This window comes from Mycolicibacterium sp. 624, from assembly GCF_040548615.1.
Classification (GTDB): Bacteria; Actinomycetota; Actinomycetes; order Mycobacteriales; family Mycobacteriaceae; genus Mycobacterium.
Genome location: NZ_JBEPRZ010000002.1, coordinates 375,339 through 392,080, shown reverse-complemented (window position 1 = coordinate 392,080; position 16,742 = coordinate 375,339). Strand labels below are relative to the sequence as shown.

Annotated in this window: 16 protein-coding genes; 14 read left to right on the top strand and 2 right to left on the bottom strand. The window is 65.3% G+C overall.

Translation table 11 applies throughout. The annotated features are described in order from the left end of the window. Positions 1-33: 33 nt before the first annotated feature. Positions 34-774 carry a PAQR family membrane homeostasis protein TrhA gene (gene trhA, locus ABIA65_RS09020; RefSeq protein WP_241405511.1) on the bottom strand — a complete coding sequence of 247 codons (741 nt, stop codon included), beginning with the start codon at positions 772-774 and terminating at the stop codon, positions 34-36. Positions 775-839: 65 nt separating this feature from the next. Here trhA and ABIA65_RS09015 point away from each other — a divergent pair, with 65 nt between their 5' ends. From ABIA65_RS09015 to ABIA65_RS09000, 4 genes are all read left to right on the top strand, one after another. After that, positions 840-1,637 carry a (2Z,6E)-farnesyl diphosphate synthase gene (locus tag ABIA65_RS09015; protein WP_241403644.1) on the top strand — a complete coding sequence of 266 codons (798 nt, stop codon included), beginning with the start codon at positions 840-842 and terminating at the stop codon, positions 1,635-1,637. A 40-nt stretch (positions 1,638-1,677) separates the two neighbouring features. Next, complete coding sequence (locus ABIA65_RS09010; RefSeq protein ID WP_241403645.1) at positions 1,678-3,036, top strand: hypothetical protein; 1,359 nt, start codon at positions 1,678-1,680, stop codon at positions 3,034-3,036. A 128-nt stretch (positions 3,037-3,164) separates the two neighbouring features. Continuing rightward, positions 3,165-3,587, top strand: a complete 423-nt coding sequence (locus ABIA65_RS09005; RefSeq protein WP_354523308.1) for a hypothetical protein — start codon at positions 3,165-3,167, stop codon at positions 3,585-3,587. Between the two features lie 124 nt (positions 3,588-3,711). Continuing rightward, positions 3,712-4,116: a hypothetical protein gene (locus ABIA65_RS09000; protein WP_354523307.1), complete on the top strand. Its 405-nt coding sequence runs from the start codon at positions 3,712-3,714 to the stop codon at positions 4,114-4,116. A 74-nt stretch (positions 4,117-4,190) separates the two neighbouring features. On the opposite strand, the gene coaA is transcribed toward ABIA65_RS09000, so the two are convergent. Then, positions 4,191-5,129, bottom strand: a complete 939-nt coding sequence (coaA, locus tag ABIA65_RS08995; protein WP_354523306.1) for a type I pantothenate kinase — start codon at positions 5,127-5,129, stop codon at positions 4,191-4,193. 30 nt (positions 5,130-5,159) lie between these two features. Between coaA and ABIA65_RS08990 the strand changes: the two genes are divergently transcribed. The 10 genes from ABIA65_RS08990 (at position 5,160) to ABIA65_RS08945 (ending at position 16,742) form a co-directional block, all read left to right on the top strand. Then, positions 5,160-6,359 (top strand): DUF885 domain-containing protein, encoded by a 1,200-nt coding sequence (locus ABIA65_RS08990; protein WP_354523305.1) that lies wholly within the window; start codon positions 5,160-5,162, stop codon positions 6,357-6,359. A gap of 62 nt (positions 6,360-6,421) precedes the next feature. Then, positions 6,422-7,897, top strand: a complete 1,476-nt coding sequence (locus ABIA65_RS08985) for a glycine hydroxymethyltransferase (RefSeq protein ID WP_354523304.1) — start codon at positions 6,422-6,424, stop codon at positions 7,895-7,897. 95 nt (positions 7,898-7,992) lie between these two features. Beyond that, positions 7,993-8,820 (top strand): acyl-ACP desaturase, encoded by an 828-nt coding sequence (locus tag ABIA65_RS08980; RefSeq protein WP_354523303.1) that lies wholly within the window; start codon positions 7,993-7,995, stop codon positions 8,818-8,820. Between the two features lie 191 nt (positions 8,821-9,011). Next, complete coding sequence (gene phoH2, locus ABIA65_RS08975) at positions 9,012-10,325, top strand: RNA 5'-3' helicase PhoH2 (protein ID WP_241403652.1); 1,314 nt, start codon at positions 9,012-9,014, stop codon at positions 10,323-10,325. Between the two features lie 235 nt (positions 10,326-10,560). Continuing rightward, positions 10,561-12,546 carry a S8 family serine peptidase gene (locus ABIA65_RS08970; RefSeq protein WP_354523302.1) on the top strand — a complete coding sequence of 662 codons (1,986 nt, stop codon included), beginning with the start codon at positions 10,561-10,563 and terminating at the stop codon, positions 12,544-12,546. A 96-nt stretch (positions 12,547-12,642) separates the two neighbouring features. Then, on the top strand, positions 12,643-13,836 hold the full coding sequence (locus tag ABIA65_RS08965) for a DUF6365 family protein (RefSeq protein WP_354523301.1): 1,194 nt from the start codon (positions 12,643-12,645) through the stop codon (positions 13,834-13,836). A gap of 57 nt (positions 13,837-13,893) precedes the next feature. Beyond that, positions 13,894-14,637, top strand: coding sequence for a nucleotidyltransferase family protein (locus tag ABIA65_RS08960; RefSeq protein ID WP_354523300.1), 744 nt, complete (start codon positions 13,894-13,896; stop codon positions 14,635-14,637). 303 nt (positions 14,638-14,940) lie between these two features. After that, positions 14,941-15,327, top strand: a complete 387-nt coding sequence (locus ABIA65_RS08955) for a hypothetical protein (protein ID WP_354523299.1) — start codon at positions 14,941-14,943, stop codon at positions 15,325-15,327. Continuing rightward, positions 15,324-15,722, top strand: coding sequence for a hypothetical protein (locus tag ABIA65_RS08950; protein WP_354523298.1), 399 nt, complete (start codon positions 15,324-15,326; stop codon positions 15,720-15,722). The genes ABIA65_RS08955 and ABIA65_RS08950 overlap by 4 nt, the downstream gene beginning before the upstream one ends. Before the next feature lie 126 nt (positions 15,723-15,848). Then, positions 15,849-16,742 (top strand): polysaccharide deacetylase family protein, encoded by an 894-nt coding sequence (locus tag ABIA65_RS08945; RefSeq protein ID WP_241403653.1) that lies wholly within the window; start codon positions 15,849-15,851, stop codon positions 16,740-16,742.

Genomic DNA, 16,742 nt, shown 5'->3' with positions numbered 1-16,742 from the left:
AACTACCGTCGGTCGGCCGGAAGGTGTACGAATTCAGAAGACCGCGAACCACATCGCGATGTAGTGGCAGATCGCGGCGACCGCCGTGCAGGCGTGGAAGAACTCGTGATGGCCGAACGTCGTCGGCCACGGGTTCGGCCATTTCAGGCCATAGAACACCCCGCCGACGCTGTAGAGCGCTCCACCGACGATGAGCAGCACCACCGCTGCGACACCTGCGCCGTCCATGATCGGCCCGATGAACCACGCGGCCACCCAACCCAGCAGCAGGTACAGCGGGACGCCGACCCAGGCCGGCGCGGTGGGCCAGAGCATCTTCAGCAGCACGCCCGCGAACGCGCCGCCCCACACGATCCAGAACAGCACCATCCCCTTCTCCGACGGGAGTGCCAGAAGGGCGAACGGCGTGTAGCTGCCCGCGATGAATATGAAGATCATCGAGTGGTCGAGCCGCTTCATCCACGTGCGCGCCGCTGGCGACTTCCACGTCACTCGGTGATACGTGCCACTGACGGCGAACATCGCGACGATCGTGAACGTGTAGAGCAGCGTCGCCAGGCCGGCCCGGGTCGACTCCACCGACCACGACACCGACACCAGGGCGGCGCCTGCGATGGTCGCCACAATCGCGGAGTACACGTGAATCCAGCCACGAGCCCGCGGCTTACCCAGGAACTGGGCGACGCCATCGGCGACCGCTTCTGGGAGGTCCTCTGCGTATGCACGCGGCGGCGGCTGCTGTGCCTCGTCCGCCATGTCGACTGATGTATTCATCTGAGCCATGTCACCTCCCCTAACTGGCATGGGGGTTCCCGTCCGTCACAGTAGTCTTGATTTTCGTGGATCTCATTCCGCCGCGTCTCAAGGAACCGGCCTACCGGCTGTACGAGATGCGGCTCCGATATGAACTGGCGCACGCCAAGGCCGAACTGCCCCGTCACGTCGCCGTTCTGTGCGACGGAAACCGGCGCTGGGCCCGAGACGCGGGCCATGACGACGTCAGCTACGGCTACCGCGTGGGGGCGGCGAAGATCGCCGAGATGCTGCGCTGGTGCCAGGAGACGGGCGTCGAGATGGCGACGGTGTATCTGCTGTCGACCGAGAACCTGCAGCGCGATCCCGCCGAACTGTCCGCACTCATCGAGATCATCACCGACGTCGTCGAGCAGATCTGTGCACCCGCCAACCATTGGAGTGTGCGCACCGTCGGCGATCTGGAACTGCTCGGGGAGGAACCGGCCCGACGGCTGCGCGACGCCGTCGACGGCACGATCGCGACGGCGGCCCCGGGAGCGTTGGCCGTCAACGTCGCCGTCGGCTACGGCGGTCGTCAGGAGATCGTCGACGCGGTCCGCGCGTTGCTGAGCAAGGAACTGGCCAACGGTGTGACGGGTGAGGGTCTGGTCGATGCGGTCACCGTTGACGCCATCTCCGAGAACGTCTACACCTCCGGTCAGCCCGATCCCGACCTGGTCATCAGAACCTCGGGGGAGCAGCGGCTGTCGGGATTCCTGCTGTGGCAGAGCGCCTATTCGGAGATGTGGTTCACCGAGGCGCACTGGCCGGCCTTTCGCCGGGTCGACTTCCTGCGTGCACTGCGCGACTACACCATGCGGCACCGCAGGTACGGCGTGTAGGCACCGCCTGTACGGCGCGTAGCCGTGACAGACTGGACCCATGGCTGCGATGTCCGCCGTGGTCTTCGCCCTGAGCTGGTGGCTCGGGCTCTATCTCCTCGCGCGCGACCCACGTAAGCCCGTCCTGCTGCTGGCCGCGGTGGGGCTGACGAGCTTCGCCGTTGTGGTGGCGCTGGACGCGGTGCGGCTCACCAGTACCGCTCACGCCGACGTGCTCGGCCACATCGAGGTCTTCCTCGTCGTCGTCCCCGGCGTTGCGTGGTTCGCCGTGCTGCTCGAACTCTCCAGACCCAGTGACACCTGGCGCAGCCGCGCGGGTGAGGTGGCGATGGTCGTCGTCGTCGCCGCGCTGGCGATCACCGGTGCGGCGATGGCGGGTGGAGTCGACGGACCGCTGCGCACCGGCCACTGGGTCATGTTCGGGGTCATTTCGCTGGCGACGCTGGGCGCAATGGTGCGCGCGCTGGTCGGTGGACGGCGGCCCGGCTCGGTGACGGGGGTCGCGGTGGTGGCGACCCTGTTCTTCGCCCTGGGCAACGCGATCCTGGTGATCCCGCTGGGACTGGTGCCCAGTTGGCTGGCGCTGGCGTCCACCGGGTTCGACGTGCTGCTGCTCGGTGTCGCAGTGGCGCTGTGGGATTCGTTCGACGAGGGCCAGGCGCTGCGCGGTGACATGCTGCGCTCGTTCGTCGGCAGCACTGTCGTCGCGGTGCTGTTCGGGGGCCAGGTGCTCGTCGGTATGGCCGTCACCGACGAGCACACCGCGCTGGCGGTGCTGCTGTTCACCAGCCTCGCCGTGGCGATCGGCATCAACGTGCTTGCCGACCCGCTCGCCGGGGTGCTCGACCGGTTGGCGTTCTCCCGGTCGCCGGAACTGCGCGCCGACCGTGCCGCATTGCGTCGCACCGAGGCAGCGCTGCCATTGCGGTCGGACAATCCTCTCGCCGGGATCGATGAGGACGCCTTCGCCCGGCTGACACGGCGCGCGCTGGGGCACTACTCGGATCTGTCGAAGCTCGTCGCGAGCCCGTTGACCGCGCTGCCCGTCATCGACGAGCGGCTGGCCAGACGCAGCGCCCCCGATCAGCCGCTGGAGCGCGCAAACGAACTCAAGGCGCTGCTCGCCGATCGGATCGCGGCGCTCAAGCCGCGGGATGCGGGTGACTTCGGCACCACCGAGGAGTGGCGGCACTACAACTCGCTCTACTTCCCCTACGTCGTGGGTGTGCGGGCGTACGCGCAGAACGCGACCGCGGCGGGCCTGGACCCCGTCGCGCGGCAGGCCTGGCAGTGGTTCGTCACCGAGGTGCCGCAGCGCTCGATGCACAACTGGCAGAACGCGGCAGCGCGCGTCATCGCCGCCGACCTGCGCGGGACACCGGTACCCGTCAACCAATAGTGCTCTGACCTGCGGCTGGCAGTGTCTGGCAGCAAGCGGTGTCGATCTGGCAGTGGTCGGCGAGCAGTGTCTGAGGTGTCGCACAGACATCACCTCGAACGACACACCTCAACGACGAGGAGCCCGCCATGACCGCCACCCTGTCCACCCGCACCCGGACCCGGCCCCTGTCCGACAGTTCGGACTCCCTGCTCCGATTCGCGATGCGAGCCGACGCCACACTGTGCGCAGGAACCGGTCTGCTCATTGCGTTCGCCGCCGACCCGCTGGCGCGGGTGTCGGGGCTGTCGGCGGTATCGGAGTGGATCGCAGGCGCTGCGCTGGTCGCGTACGGCGTCGCGCTCTACGTGCTCGCGGCCGCTCCCGCCATTCGCCGCATCGGGGTCGGCATCGTCGTCGCCAACCTGGCGTTCGCGGTGGCGACGACGGCGGTGCTCGCGATCGGAGTGCTGCCCCTGACCGCGGCAGGGGTGGCGATGATGCTGGCGACCGTGGCGATCGTGCTGGGCTTCGCGGCCCTTCAGTACCTCGGAGTGCGCCGTCTGGCGTGACTCCTGCCCAACCGGTGCGGGGCCCGTGCAACCGCAAGAGGTTACGGAGCACGGACCCCGTGCCGGTCTATTTCGACAGCGCATCCACACAGGCAGCGCATCCACACAACCGAAGGGAAGTTCCATGACCGCCACCACCTCTCGCGTGACCACCAACGACTCGTTCCTGCGTTTCGCGTTGCGCCTGGACGCCGTGTGCACCGGTTTGGGCGGTGTCGCCCTGGCCGCCGCGGCCGGGCCCATGTCGTCGTTCACCGGGGTTCCGCGCGCCGCGGAATACGGCCTCGCCGCGTTCTTCGTCGTCTACGGCATCACGGTCTTCGGCCTGTCGCGGCTGCCAGCGGTGCGGACGCCGGGCGTCTGGGTGATCGTGGCCAACCTGCTGTTCACCGTCGCGGCCGTCGCGGTCGTTTTGGCCGGGGTGTGGCCGCTGACCACCGCGGGCATCGTGTTCGTGCTCGCGGGTGGTGTCTACACGCTGGTGATGGCCGATCTGCAGTACCTGGGGCTGCGCCGCATGCGCTCCTAGCCCCCGTGCGATTTCGGCGCGCTAGGGAGCGGTCACCGCTCCGTAGCGCGCCGAAATCGCGTCGTGGGAGGGGGTTAGAGCTTGCGGAGACGCAACCGGTTGATCGCGTGGTCGGCGTCCTTGCGCAGCACCAGCGTCGCTCGCGGCCGAGTCGGCAGGATGTTCTCGATGAGGTTGGGCCGGTTGATCGAATGCCAGATGTCGCGGGCGGCGAAAATCGCCTGCTCGTCGGTCAGCGTCGAGTAGTGGTGGAAGTGTGACTGCGGGTCGGCGAAGGCACCGGCGCGCATCGCCAGGAACCTCGACACGTACCAGCCCTCGATGTCCTCGATGCGGGCGTCGACGTAGACGGAGAAGTCGAACAGGTCCGACACCATCAACGCGGGCCCGGTCTGCAGGACGTTGAGGCCCTCGAGGATCAGGATGTCGGGATGGCGGATCGTCTGCTTCTCGTCGGGCACGATGTCGTACAACAGATGTGAGTACACCGGGGCGCATGCCTGGTCGGCGCCGGACTTGACCGCGGTGACGAAGCGCATCAATCCGCGACGGTCGTAGCTCTCCGGAAAACCCTTGCGATGCATCAGGTTTCGACGCACCAGTTCGGAGTTTGAGTAGAGGAATCCGTCAGTGGTGACGAGGTCGACGCGCGGATGGTGCTCCCAGCGCGCCAACAGTGCCTGCAGCACGCGGGCCGTGGTGGACTTGCCGACCGCGACGCTGCCCGCGACGCCGATCACGAACGGCACGGGACGGTCCGGATTCTGCTGGGGCTCGCCAAGGAACTCCGCGGTGGCGGCGAACAGGCGCTGCCGAGCGGCCACCTGCAGGTGGATCAACCGGGCCAGCGGGAGGTAGACCTCTTCGACCTCCAGGAGGTCGAGCTGCTCGCCCAGGCCGCGCAGGCCCTTGACGTCGTTCTCGTCGAGCTTGAGCGGGGTCGACATACGAAGTGAACGCCATTGAATCCGGTCGAACTCGACATACGGACTCGGCTCGCTCGTCCGCGCCATGGACCCAGTCTTGCATTTACGGTTGTGGGCATGGACGCCACCACCGTGATCCGCGACTATCTGCTGCTTGGTCTGCGATTCGACCGCATCGAGGAGGGCTACGTGGACTCCTTCACCGGCGATCCCGCGCTGCGCCGTGCCGTCGAGTCCGAACCCACCCCCGATCCCGCTGCGCTGGCCCGCGAGGCCCAGCGGCTGCTCGCCGAGGTACCGCGGGTCGACGGCCTGGACCCGGCGCGCGCCGACTACCTCGCCGCGCATCTGAAGGCACTGGCCTGCGCGGGGCGCAAGTTCGCGGGGGAGGACGTCGGGTTCGTCGAGGAGGTGCGTGACTACTTCGACGTCGACATCGTCAAGGGTGACCCCGACCGCTACCGCGAGGCGCACCGCAAGCTCGAGGAGGCGGTCGGCGGCAGCGGATCGCTCGCCGGCCGGATGCAGGCCCACCGCGCCGCCGAGGAGATTCCGCCCGCGCGCCTCGAGGAGTGCATCCACGCCTTCTCCAGCGCACTGCGCGACAGGGTGCGGGTCGACTACCCGCTGCCCGCCGCCGAGACCATCACCTACGAGGTGGTCACCGACAAGCCGTGGTCGGGTTTCAACTACTACGAGGGCGACTACCGGTCGACCGTCGCGGTGAACGCCGACCTCAAACAGCAGATGTCGAACCTGCCGCGTCTGGTCGCCCACGAGTCCTACCCCGGACACCACACCGAGCACTGCCGCAAGGAAGCCGGCCTCGTCGAGGGCCAAGGGCAGGCCGAGCAGACCATCTTCCTGGTCAACACGCCGCAGTGCCTGATGGCCGAGGGGCTCGCCGACCTCGCCCTGCACGCGGCGATCGGCCCGAACTGGGGGTCGTGGGCCGCCGAGGTGTACGCCGACCTCGGACTGCGCTTCGACGGTGAACGCGCGGAGGCCATCTCCGCGGCATCGGTCGCGCTGGCCGACGTCCGCCAGGACGCCGCACTGATGCTGCATGACGAACACCGTGACGCCGACGAGGTGGTCGCGTTCCTGCAGCGCTGGCTGCTGGTCAACGAGGAGCGGGCACGCCAGGCCATGCGATTCCTGTCGTCACCCCTGTGGCGGGCCTACACCAGCACCTATGTCGAGGGCTACCGGTTGCTGCGGGGCTGGCTGGACGACCGGCCCGAGGGCGTCACCGTCACTGAGCGCTTCGGCCGGCTGCTCGACGAACCGCTGATCCCGTCGAGTCTGCGCGCTTGACCCACGGCAACGAGGGCTATGGCGTATAAGCCGCCGGTAGCAGCCCGACTACGCTGAAGGTCATGACCGCTGACACCTCCGCGACGCCGTACGTGGCCCCCGGCGCCGAGTACGCCGCTACCGCTAGCGAGGCCTACCAGGCCGCCCTTCGAGTCATCGAGTCCGTCGAACCGCGCGTCGCCGCGGCGACGCGTAAAGAACTTGCTGACCAACGTGATTCGCTCAAGCTGATCGCCAGCGAGAACTACGCCTCACCCGCGGTGCTGCTGACAATGGGCACCTGGATGTCCGACAAGTACGCCGAGGGCACCGTCGGGCACCGCTTCTACGCGGCGTGCCAGAACGTCGACACCGTCGAGGCGCTGGCCGCCGAGCACGCGCGCGAACTGTTCGGTGCGCCCTACGCCTACGCCCAGCCGCACTCCGGAATCGACGCCAACCTGGTCGCGTTCTGGGCCATCCTCGCCACCCGCATCGAGGCCCCGGAACTCGCCGAGGTGGGCGCCAAGAACGTCAACGACCTCTCGGAGGCGGACTGGGAGAAGCTGCGCGCCAAGCTCGGCAACCAGCGCCTGCTCGGTATGTCGCTGGACACCGGTGGCCACCTCACACACGGCTTCCGGCCCAACATCTCCGGCAAGATGTTCCATCAGCGCAGCTACGGCACCGACCCCGAGACCGGCCTGATCGACTACGACGTGGTCGCCGCGGCAGCTCGCGAGTTCAAGCCGCTGATTCTGGTGGCCGGTTACTCCGCCTATCCGCGCCGGGTGAACTTCGCCAAGATGCGCGAGATCGCCGACGAGGTCGGCGCCACCCTGATGGTCGACATGGCGCACTTCGCCGGTCTGGTCGCGGGCAAGGTGTTCACCGGCGACGAGGATCCGGTGCCCCACGCCCACGTCACCACCACGACGACGCACAAGTCACTGCGCGGCCCGCGCGGCGGCCTGGTGCTGGCGACCGAGGAGTACGCCCCGGCCGTCGACAAGGGTTGCCCGATGGTGCTGGGCGGTCCGCTGTCGCACGTGATGGCCGCCAAGGCCGTGGCGCTGGCCGAGGCCCGTCAGCCCGAGTTCCAGGGTTACGCGCAGCGCGTCGCGGATAACGCGAAATCGCTCGCCGAGGGCTTCCTGAAGCGTGACGCGCGTCTGGTCACCGGCGGCACCGACAACCACATCGTCCTGCTCGACGTCACGTCGTTCGGCCTGACCGGCCGCCAGGCCGAGTCGGCGCTGCTCGACGCCGGCGTGGTCACCAACCGCAACTCGATCCCGAACGACCCGAACGGCGCGTGGTACTCCAGCGGTATCCGGTTCGGCACGCCCGCACTGACCACGCGCGGCTTCGGCGCCGCCGACTTCGACCGGGTGGCCGAACTGGTCGTCGACGTCCTGTCCAACACCCAGCCCGCGGCGGGTCCGTCGGGGCCGTCCAAGGCCAAGTACCTGTTGGCCGAGGGCACCGCCGATCGGGTGCATGCGGCGTCGGCCGAGTTGTTGAACGCCAACCCCCTGTATCCGGGGCTGACGCTCTAACCGTCGCCGGGTTCCGGAGCCATTCGGGTGGCTCCGGGACACGCCCGACCCCCCCGATTTTCAAGAACATGTGAATTTGGGTTACAGTTACTTTCATGGCAGAGAAGCCGGTAGCGAACGCGCTGACCCTTGAGCTGGAACCCGTCGTGGCGGAGAACTTGCAGCGGCACCTCGCGACCGAGGACCTCTGGTTCGGCCACGATTACGTGCCGTGGGAACAGGGCGAGAACTTCGCGTTCCTCGGCGGTCGTGACTGGGAGCCGTCGGACGTCACGCTGCCCAAGCCTGTCACCGACGCCCTCGAGATCCTGCTCATCAACAAGGACAACCTCGCGGGTGTCCACCGTGAGCTCGTCGACCACTTCATCCTGGACGAGCAGTGGGGCCGCTTCCTGGGCCGCTGGACCGCCGAGGAGCACCTGCACGCCATCGTGCTGCGCAACTACCTCGTGGTGACACGCGAGATCGATCCGTCGGCCAATGAGGACGTCCGCGTCGAGCACGTGATGAAGGGCTACCGCGCCGACTCGTACACCCAGATCGAGACCCTGGCGTTCATGGCTCTCTGGGAGCGGGCGCACGCCGTGTTCTGCCGCAATCTCGAGGCGCAGATCGAGGAGCCGGTGCTCAAGGGTCTGATGGGCCGAATCGCCACCGATGAGGAACGCCATGAGCAGTTCTTTCACAACCTGGTGGCCCACTGCCTGACTGAGCACCGGGACGAGACGGTCGCCGCCATCGCCGCGCGTGCCGCGGACTTCGGGCCGGTCGGCGGCGATATCGACGCCTACCAGGACAAGGTGGCCCAAGTCGCCGAGGCCGGGATCTTCGACGCCGACGCCCTGCGCGCAGTGATCTCCGATCGCGTCCAGGCATGGGGTCTGGCCGACGAGCCTGACCTTCGCCAGTTCGTCACGCAGTAGTCACATCCGGATTCCGGCGCGCCGAAAGGCGGACCTGCTTGCGCGGGAGTAGCGTCGCTGTCGATGGCTAGCAACTTGCTTCGCTGTCCGGTTGGTACCGGTTCTCGATTCGAGAAGGGCCGGCCCCGGTCCTGGTACCGCGGTGTCCGCCGAGAGGCCTCCGCGGGGTCGCGCAGGCCAAGGAGCGCCACGTGACTGAATCGTCCGTTCGGACCTATGTGCTCGACACCTCTGTGCTGCTGTCTGATCCGTGGGCAATCACGCGATTTGCTGAGCACGAAGTGGTGGTTCCCCTGGTGGTCATCAGCGAACTCGAGGGTAAACGACACCATCACGAGCTCGGCTGGTTCGCCCGTCAGGCTCTGCGGTTGTTCGATGACCTTCGGATCGAGCACGGGCGGCTGGATGAGCCGATTCCCGTTGGGACGCAGGGCGGCACACTGCAGGTCGAGCTGAACCACAGCGACCCGACAGTGCTCCCTCTTGGCTTCCGGACCGACACCAACGACGCGCGCATCCTCACCTGCGCCGCCAACCTCGCCGCCGAGGGCAAGCGAGTGACGTTGGTGAGCAAGGACATTCCGCTGCGCGTCAAGGCAGGTGCGGTCGGCCTGCCCGCCGACGAGTACCACGCCCAGGACGTCGTCACCTCCGGCTGGACCGGTATGGCCGAGGTGGATGTGGTGGGCGACGAGGTGGACGCCCTGTTCGCCGAGGGTGAGATCGACCTCGCGGAGGCTCGAGACCTACCCTGCCACACAGGTATTCGCCTGCTGGGCGGTAACTCGCACGCCCTCGGCAGGGTGACGGCCGAGAAGCGGGTGCAGCTGGTTCGAGGGGACAGGGAGGTGTTCGGCCTCCGGGGAAGGTCGGCCGAGCAGCGCGTGGCCCTGGACCTGCTGCTCGACGAGTCGGTCGGCATCGTGTCGCTGGGTGGCAAGGCGGGGACCGGCAAGTCGGCCCTGGCCCTGTGCGCCGGCCTGGAGGCGGTGCTCGAGCGTCGGACACAGCGCAAGGTCGTGGTGTTCCGCCCGCTCTACGCGGTCGGCGGCCAGGAGCTCGGGTACCTGCCCGGCAGCGAGGCCGAGAAGATGGGGCCCTGGGCGCAGGCGGTGTTCGACACCCTCGAGGGGCTGGCCAGCCCGGCGGTCCTGGAGGAGGTGCTCTCGCGCGGCATGCTCGAGGTGCTGCCGCTGACGCACATCCGCGGCCGCTCGCTACACGACTCCTTCGTCATCGTCGACGAGGCCCAGTCACTCGAGCGCAACGTCCTGCTGACGGTGCTGTCCCGTCTGGGCTCCGGGTCGCGGGTGGTGCTCACGCACGACGTCGCCCAGCGCGACAACCTGCGTGTCGGCCGCCACGACGGCGTCGCGGCGGTCATCGAGAAGCTCAAGGGGCACCCGTTGTTCGCCCACATCACGCTGCTGCGCAGTGAGCGCTCGCCGATCGCGGCGCTGGTCACCGAGATGCTGGAGGAGATCAGCCCCGGCGCCCTGCCGTGACCTGAGTGCGATTTGCATCGACACTGCGGTGAGATCGCGATTCGGCGAAGAAACGCGATCTCACCGCAGTCTCGGCGGGTGGAGGTGCACGTCAGATGTCGCCCACGTGTGCTTCTCCATCGATCGCCGGCTATTGGCTCAAAACATTTGACGCGGGGTGATAGTTGATATTCTCGCCATAGCCGCTTAGCGGCCGCCGGAGCGCAAGGCTCACCCGTGATGAAGTGGTCAATAGATGACCGAGGATTATCGCGTAACAATCGGCGGGATTCAGTTCGATCCCAAGGACAGGACGCTACCGACTCTCGGAGGGGACGACGAGCCGGTCGAGACGCCAAAAGCATGGCTTGTCCAGTTCGTTCACCCCTTGGATCGCGAAGAATCAGCGGCCATGAGAGATAAGCACGGTCTGCGACTCACACAGTACGTCGCGCCCTTCGCGTACATCGAGCGAATATCGGTGAAGACAGCGGCGGCGCTCGAGTCAGAAGAATTGGTAAGGGCAGTGATGCCCTATACCGCCGAGCTCGCTGTCTCATCGACAGCGAGAAACCAAGCCGCCAATGACAACGACTTTGGGGACTCCGCCTTCAACGCGCTGCTGTTTGAGGACGCAGACACCTCGGAGTTGGAACAAGCGTTGGCTTCGTTGGGCGCTCACGACGTCACATTGATTGAAGGTGTCCGTGGTAGGCGGCAAGCGACACTACGATTCTCGATAGCAGCGAGCAGAGTTCACGAGGTGGCTGACCTAGCCGCAGTTCAGTGGGTGGAGCCCGTTTCGCCTGCGGTGGATGACCGCGCGGCCGCACCTCATCCTGCCCTCCAGCCTGCCATGACGGGAATGTTCGAATCACTGTGGGCCGCAGGACTGTCCGGACAGGACCAAGTGATTGCAATCATCGACAATGGCCCACCGGACTTGCGACACTGCTTCTTCATCGACGGGAATCATGCGGAGGCGGGTACGGACCACCGCAAAGTGGTCGCCATTCGTAACGGGGTTGGCCAGCCACCGGGATCGCATGCGACCTTCACTGCCGGATGCGCTGTCGGGGATGCGGTGAACGATCCCGGAGCGTCGGCCGACCGTGGAGCTGCCTGGGCCGCAACGCTTGTGGCGGGCAACCGGATGGACCTCATCGCATTCTCTGGGAGTGGCGGTTCAACACTGCTGAACGAGCTTTCGGCGGCCTCCGACTGCGGCGCGTTCATTCACACAAACAGCTGGCACTCGATACCGCAGGGACCGCGGCGACCCGCGACGTATGACCTCACCGCTAGCGATGTTGATGCGTTTACCTGGTCTCATGAAGACTGTCTTGTCCTCGGATCGAGTGGCAACACTGGAGAAGAACAAGGCCCTCCGGGTACTGCCAAGAACGCGCTCTGTGTCAGCGCCGCAACTGACGGGTCGCCGGACGCGAGCGTCGGTGACGGGGCGACGGGGCCGACTGCAGATGGGCGAAACAAACCCGATCTGATGGTCGTCGGTTGCGGTATTCGCTCAGCGATAGTCGGGACCGACTGCGAAACCGGTCCTCGCGCAGCGTGCGCCAGTAGCTATGCAACGCCCCTGGCCGCGGGAGCAGCCGCATTACTGCGGCAGTACTTCATAGAGGGTCGATTCCCCGGCGGCGCTCCGGACGCGTCCAGCGAGGTCGTGCCCACTGGCGCATTGTTGAAGGCAATACTCATCAACTCCGCCAGGGACACCGGTGGTGACGGGTCGTTACCGGACCTGCGGGGTGGGTGGGGTCTGCTGCAACTGCATCGCTCCCTGCCCGGTTTGGCCGACTCTGACTGCGCCATGGACATCATCGATGCCAGGAACTCCGAAGGTCTGTCAGCCGGCGAATCCGCGATGATCACATCGACCGTCCAAGTCGGCGACGCGCCGCTCAAGATCACGTTGGCCTGGTCCGATCCGCCACCCGCGCTTCCGGATTCAGCTACACCAGTTGTCAATAATCTGAATCTGGAGGTCCTCGCGCCAGACGGGGAATTGTTCCGAGGGAACTGCTACGACAATCGAGAATCGGTCAGCGGCGGACAACCCGATGTCACGAACAATGTCGAGGCGGTGACCATCTCACAGCCGGTCCCAGGCGATTGGCAGGTAACTGTGAGGGCCGTACAGGTCAACGTCGGTGCTCCGGCTCAGGGATTCGCACTCGTGGTCACCGGGCTGCTCGAGAGTTCCCGGATTCAAAGCCGCTAAGAACTCTCTCGTCGACCGAAATATGTCGCACACCTTGAGTATTCGTCTCATTGCTGGGAGCATCAGCTGCGTAGCCTGGAGACGGAGTCTCGCATCATGCAGCTAGCACTGATTGTCGCTCCGCATCCTTGTGCCTCGGGCGAACTCACGACCGCATTGAGAGCGATCGACCGGCTTCGCGCCGCCGGCTTGTCCACCCATTTGCTGGCTTCTCACGGCCACATCACGCTGTTTGGTGCGCTGTTCGACGCCTGCACGACCCTCACGGCCGACCACTCGTCCAACGTGACCGAGGTGACGAAGCTGATTCGAGATCTCAAACCATCCTTGACGTTGTTTGCAGATGCCGCTCTTCTGGATGCCACGATGGGGAGCCTTCCCCTCCACGGTGACTGGATTTGGGATGAACTCGCGAGTGTCGATTCGTCGATCGTGAGCCTGGATCATCTTGGCGCCCGTCCTAGTTCGGCGTTCCCCGACGAACTCAAGTTGCTTCGCCCATCGCCATTGGGGTCACCTCTGGAGAGCGGAACTAAGGACTGGGCACCGGTAGCGCTCGAACGACCCGCGGAGGGAGGTCGCCAGAGGGTGCGGGACCACGCCTCACCGATCGGAGGCGTCACGATTCTGCACACAGTTTCATCGTGGGCCTCCAATCTCGCGTCGCTAACTCAGAGATACCTCTATCGCTTCTATCCAGCCATCATCGAGTCTTATCTGGGCGAACTCGCAGACAGAGTGACGCTGGTGTCGGTCAACGTCGGGGGGTTGTTGCCGCCCGCCCCCGAAGGCCGGTTGTCGGTGGTGAACGTTGAGCCGCTCAGCAGCCAGGGATTCGACGACCTGATCGGGAACGCTGACCTCGTCATGACCGAGAACTGCTTCGCGTCGACGCTCGCCCGGGCAATTTGCTTCGGCGTACCGGCGGTCGCATGGCGGAACACACTCTGCACGGAGGAGATCCTCGGATCGCTCGGCGGTACTTCTAGCGTGCCGCTGCTTGGGCTTGCTTTGAGAAGTCCTCAAGCCCTTGATAGGTGGGTGGCATTCCCGAATTGGCCGCCGGAGATTGAGGATTCACTACCCGTTTTGACTGCCAATCCCGTGGTTGAGTGCTTTGCTCGCCTCGAACTCTTCGGTGGGGAGGCGACGGCGCAGCATTTCAGGGATCTCGTCATCGACTCAGTCAGCCGCCGCCGGATGGTGCATAGGCAAGCGGACTTCATGCGTGCAGTCGCGCTCCTCCCGACGGTGGGAGAGGCGATTGCAGCCACGGCCTGCCGTGCGTAGGAGTGGAACTTGTGCGCCCACCAAAGTGGGGGACTGAGTCTCGGATGGAGGTCACAGATGGACCAGTCAGTGGTCGCCCTTGTCCCCGCCGCAGGCCGCGGTACGCGGCTCCCTGAATATTCTCCAAAGGAACTAGCGCCAATTCACGCGGCGACGAACATGCCGATCATCGGATTCACTCTGAGCGCGGTTGCACAAGCGGGCGTCGAGGAGTGCATCATCGTGACGTCAGACGACAAAGACGCCGCGCTGAAGAGTGAAATCGGGGACGGCAAGGCCTACAGGATTCGTGCCCACTACGTCGTTCAAGCCGCCCCCCGCGGACTGGCCGACACGGTCGTCGCCGCTGCGGATTCGCTCGACAATCGATCTGTCCTGTTTGCAATGCCAGATACCGTGTTCTGGCCGGTGCATTCGCTGAGCAGGATCCAGGCCGTCGGCGCGGCGGTGGATGCAGACGTCGTGCTTGGAGTGTTCCCAACCTCTACGCCCGAGGCCCTGGCCCCAGTCGTGATTGGCGCCCACTCTCAGGTGACCGCGGCCCTGGACAAGCCAGCGGATTCGGGTCTGCGCAATACTTGGGGTGTCCTGTGGTGGCGTCCCGCGTTCACTGAAATCTGTGTGGACTGGTCTCAGTCCAGTGAGGCCGAAGAAGAGCGGACCCTTTCGGATGCAATCAATTTTGCCATCGAGGCGGGCTTACGGATTGTGGCCGAGACCTTCGACACGGGGTTCTTCTGCGACGGCGGTACTCCGACCGGTTTGGAACGCGCGCGAAATTTGTATCACCTAATGCATTAAGCCTCCGCTCGCCCGCTTGATCGTGGCGGCACCTAATCGCCACCCCTGTGTAGCACCTATTGTCACCCTATGTAGCACCTATTGTGCCGCACGGTCTTTCGATGCATCAACGCCTTTTTGGATTATCACGACGATGTAATTCGGGATTTGTCCATTTCGATGGTTATCGATCTTGACGCAAAACCAGAGAGATGGGATTATTCGGTTCTTCCTTGCGACTGCGACAGCAGCGGTGAACGGTGTGCCATCGACCCACGTGATCGGTGAGTGAATTACTGGCATCAAAGAAGGAGCGTATTAACAATGAATTCTCCCGTCGAACCAGGCCCGCTGGATGCCGACAAGCTAAAGGACCAAGCCATCACGTTGGGCAAAATGGCGTCACATCCGGAGTTTCTCGCCGTCCTCAAAGAGATCCAGGATGCGCCGGAAGCTGACCGGCTGAAGACGGCTGAGCGTTTGGCCACCGTCGACAACCTTCGGCAGCGCGGCGTGCCGATTCCGGACGAGTTTCGTTTGACTACAAGGTATTTCGAGAACCCAACGCAGTCGATCCTAAGCAGTGTCCAGGTTGACACGGTGCGCCCTCCTGGCGCGGACGACGACGACTTCGTCGCTGGCGTAACAGTATGTGGATCCGTGGGCTATATCGTGTGTGGCTCGGTCGGCGGACAGACGCTGGAACAATGACTCAGTCCGTGTCCGACGACCTCGAGTCCGCGACGGAATCCGCTGTGCGAGACGGTATCGACGATATCGCGCGTTTCGCAAATTCCGATGTGTTCCGTTCGGCGCTACGTGAATTGTGGCAGCTAGCGCCGGAGGAACGTCCAAGGTTCGTCATTGACGTCTTCATGAACCGCGATGCCCTACGGACCCGCGGCATCACTGTTCCCGCTGAAATGACGATTCAGCGGTCAACGTTCCGGGACAATAGGCCGACACTTTTTTGCATTGTCAAACACCTTCCGCCCGGATTGCTATGGGAAAAAGTGACGATCACTTTCGACAACCCCGCAGGCGAACCCGCGATCTTTTACGACGAGATGGTGAACGGGGTGCAGTCCGTTTCCGAAATGATTTGACGGACCTTTTGGTACTCCTCATAAGGGGAGCGCGCTGGCCACCCAGACAGGCGAGACTTCGGCGCGCTAAGGAGCGCTCACCGCTCCTTAGCGCGCCCAAATCGCACGGCTCGGTAGGCTGCCACCGTGCGCAAGCGGCCCGACAGTTCAGCGTGGTCGTACTGGCGCATGGTTGCGGGCGTCTGCGCTGGTGTGGCCATCGTGGTCGTCGGCGGCCTCACGGGGCACGTCAAGCTGGCCACCCCGGCCGAAGCGGCCGACGACGTGGACTGTGCGGTGGTCAAGTGCGTCGCGTTGACGTTCGACGACGGGCCGAGCCCCTACACCGACCGGCTGCTCTCGATCTTGGCGGACAACGGCGCGAAGTCGACCTTCTTCCTGATCGGCAACAAGGTGGCGGCCAACCCGGACGGGGCCAAGCGCATCGCCGACGCGGGCATGGAGATCGGCAGTCACACCTGGGAACACCCCAATATGACCACCATTCCGCCCGCCGATATCCCGGCCCAGTTCAGCAGGGCCAATGACGCTATCGAGGCGGCGACGGGTCAGCGGCCGACCCTGGTCCGGACGGCAGGCGGGTTGATCAACGCCTCGGTTCTCGCCGAGGCCAAGAAGCAGGGGCTGGCCGACGTCAACTGGGACGTCATCCCATTCGACTGGGCCAACGACGCCAACCTCGCAGCCACTCGCGCCCTGCTGATGAGCCAGATCAAGCCGAACTCGGTGGTGTTGTTCCACGACACCTATTCCTCGACGGTCGACCTGGTCTACCAGTTCATCCCGGTGCTGCGGGCCAACGGCTACCACCTCGTGACGGTCAGCCACATGCTCGGCCCGCTGGCGCCGGGAACCGCCTACGGCAGCCGGGAGAACGGCCCGCCCGTCAACGTTCTGCACGATGTCGCGCCCGCAGACATTCCGGCGCTGCCGAACACACCGTCGCCCGCACCGATGCCGAACATCCCGATCACCGATATCGAGGGGCAGAACTCCGGCGGCCCCAACAACGGCGCCTGA

Excerpts from the sequence above, each read along its gene's own strand:
- ABIA65_RS08955 (WP_354523299.1), top strand. The coding sequence starts at position 14,941 with ATGAATTCTCCCGTCGAACCAGGCCCGCTGGATGCCGACAAGCTAAAG.
- ABIA65_RS08950 (WP_354523298.1), top strand. The coding sequence starts at position 15,324 with ATGACTCAGTCCGTGTCCGACGACCTCGAGTCCGCGACGGAATCCGCT.
- ABIA65_RS09010 (WP_241403645.1), top strand. The coding sequence starts at position 1,678 with ATGGCTGCGATGTCCGCCGTGGTCTTCGCCCTGAGCTGGTGGCTCGGG.
- ABIA65_RS08960 (WP_354523300.1), top strand. The coding sequence starts at position 13,894 with ATGGACCAGTCAGTGGTCGCCCTTGTCCCCGCCGCAGGCCGCGGTACG.
- ABIA65_RS09005 (WP_354523308.1), top strand. The coding sequence starts at position 3,165 with ATGACCGCCACCCTGTCCACCCGCACCCGGACCCGGCCCCTGTCCGAC.
- ABIA65_RS08990 (WP_354523305.1), top strand. The coding sequence starts at position 5,160 with ATGGACGCCACCACCGTGATCCGCGACTATCTGCTGCTTGGTCTGCGA.
- ABIA65_RS08970 (WP_354523302.1), top strand. The coding sequence starts at position 10,561 with ATGACCGAGGATTATCGCGTAACAATCGGCGGGATTCAGTTCGATCCC.
- ABIA65_RS08965 (WP_354523301.1), top strand. The coding sequence starts at position 12,643 with ATGCAGCTAGCACTGATTGTCGCTCCGCATCCTTGTGCCTCGGGCGAA.
- ABIA65_RS08980 (WP_354523303.1), top strand. The coding sequence starts at position 7,993 with ATGGCAGAGAAGCCGGTAGCGAACGCGCTGACCCTTGAGCTGGAACCC.
- ABIA65_RS08985 (WP_354523304.1), top strand. The coding sequence starts at position 6,422 with ATGACCGCTGACACCTCCGCGACGCCGTACGTGGCCCCCGGCGCCGAG.
- trhA (WP_241405511.1), bottom strand. The coding sequence starts at position 774 with ATGAATACATCAGTCGACATGGCGGACGAGGCACAGCAGCCGCCGCCG.
- coaA (WP_354523306.1), bottom strand. The coding sequence starts at position 5,129 with ATGGCGCGGACGAGCGAGCCGAGTCCGTATGTCGAGTTCGACCGGATT.
- ABIA65_RS09000 (WP_354523307.1), top strand. The coding sequence starts at position 3,712 with ATGACCGCCACCACCTCTCGCGTGACCACCAACGACTCGTTCCTGCGT.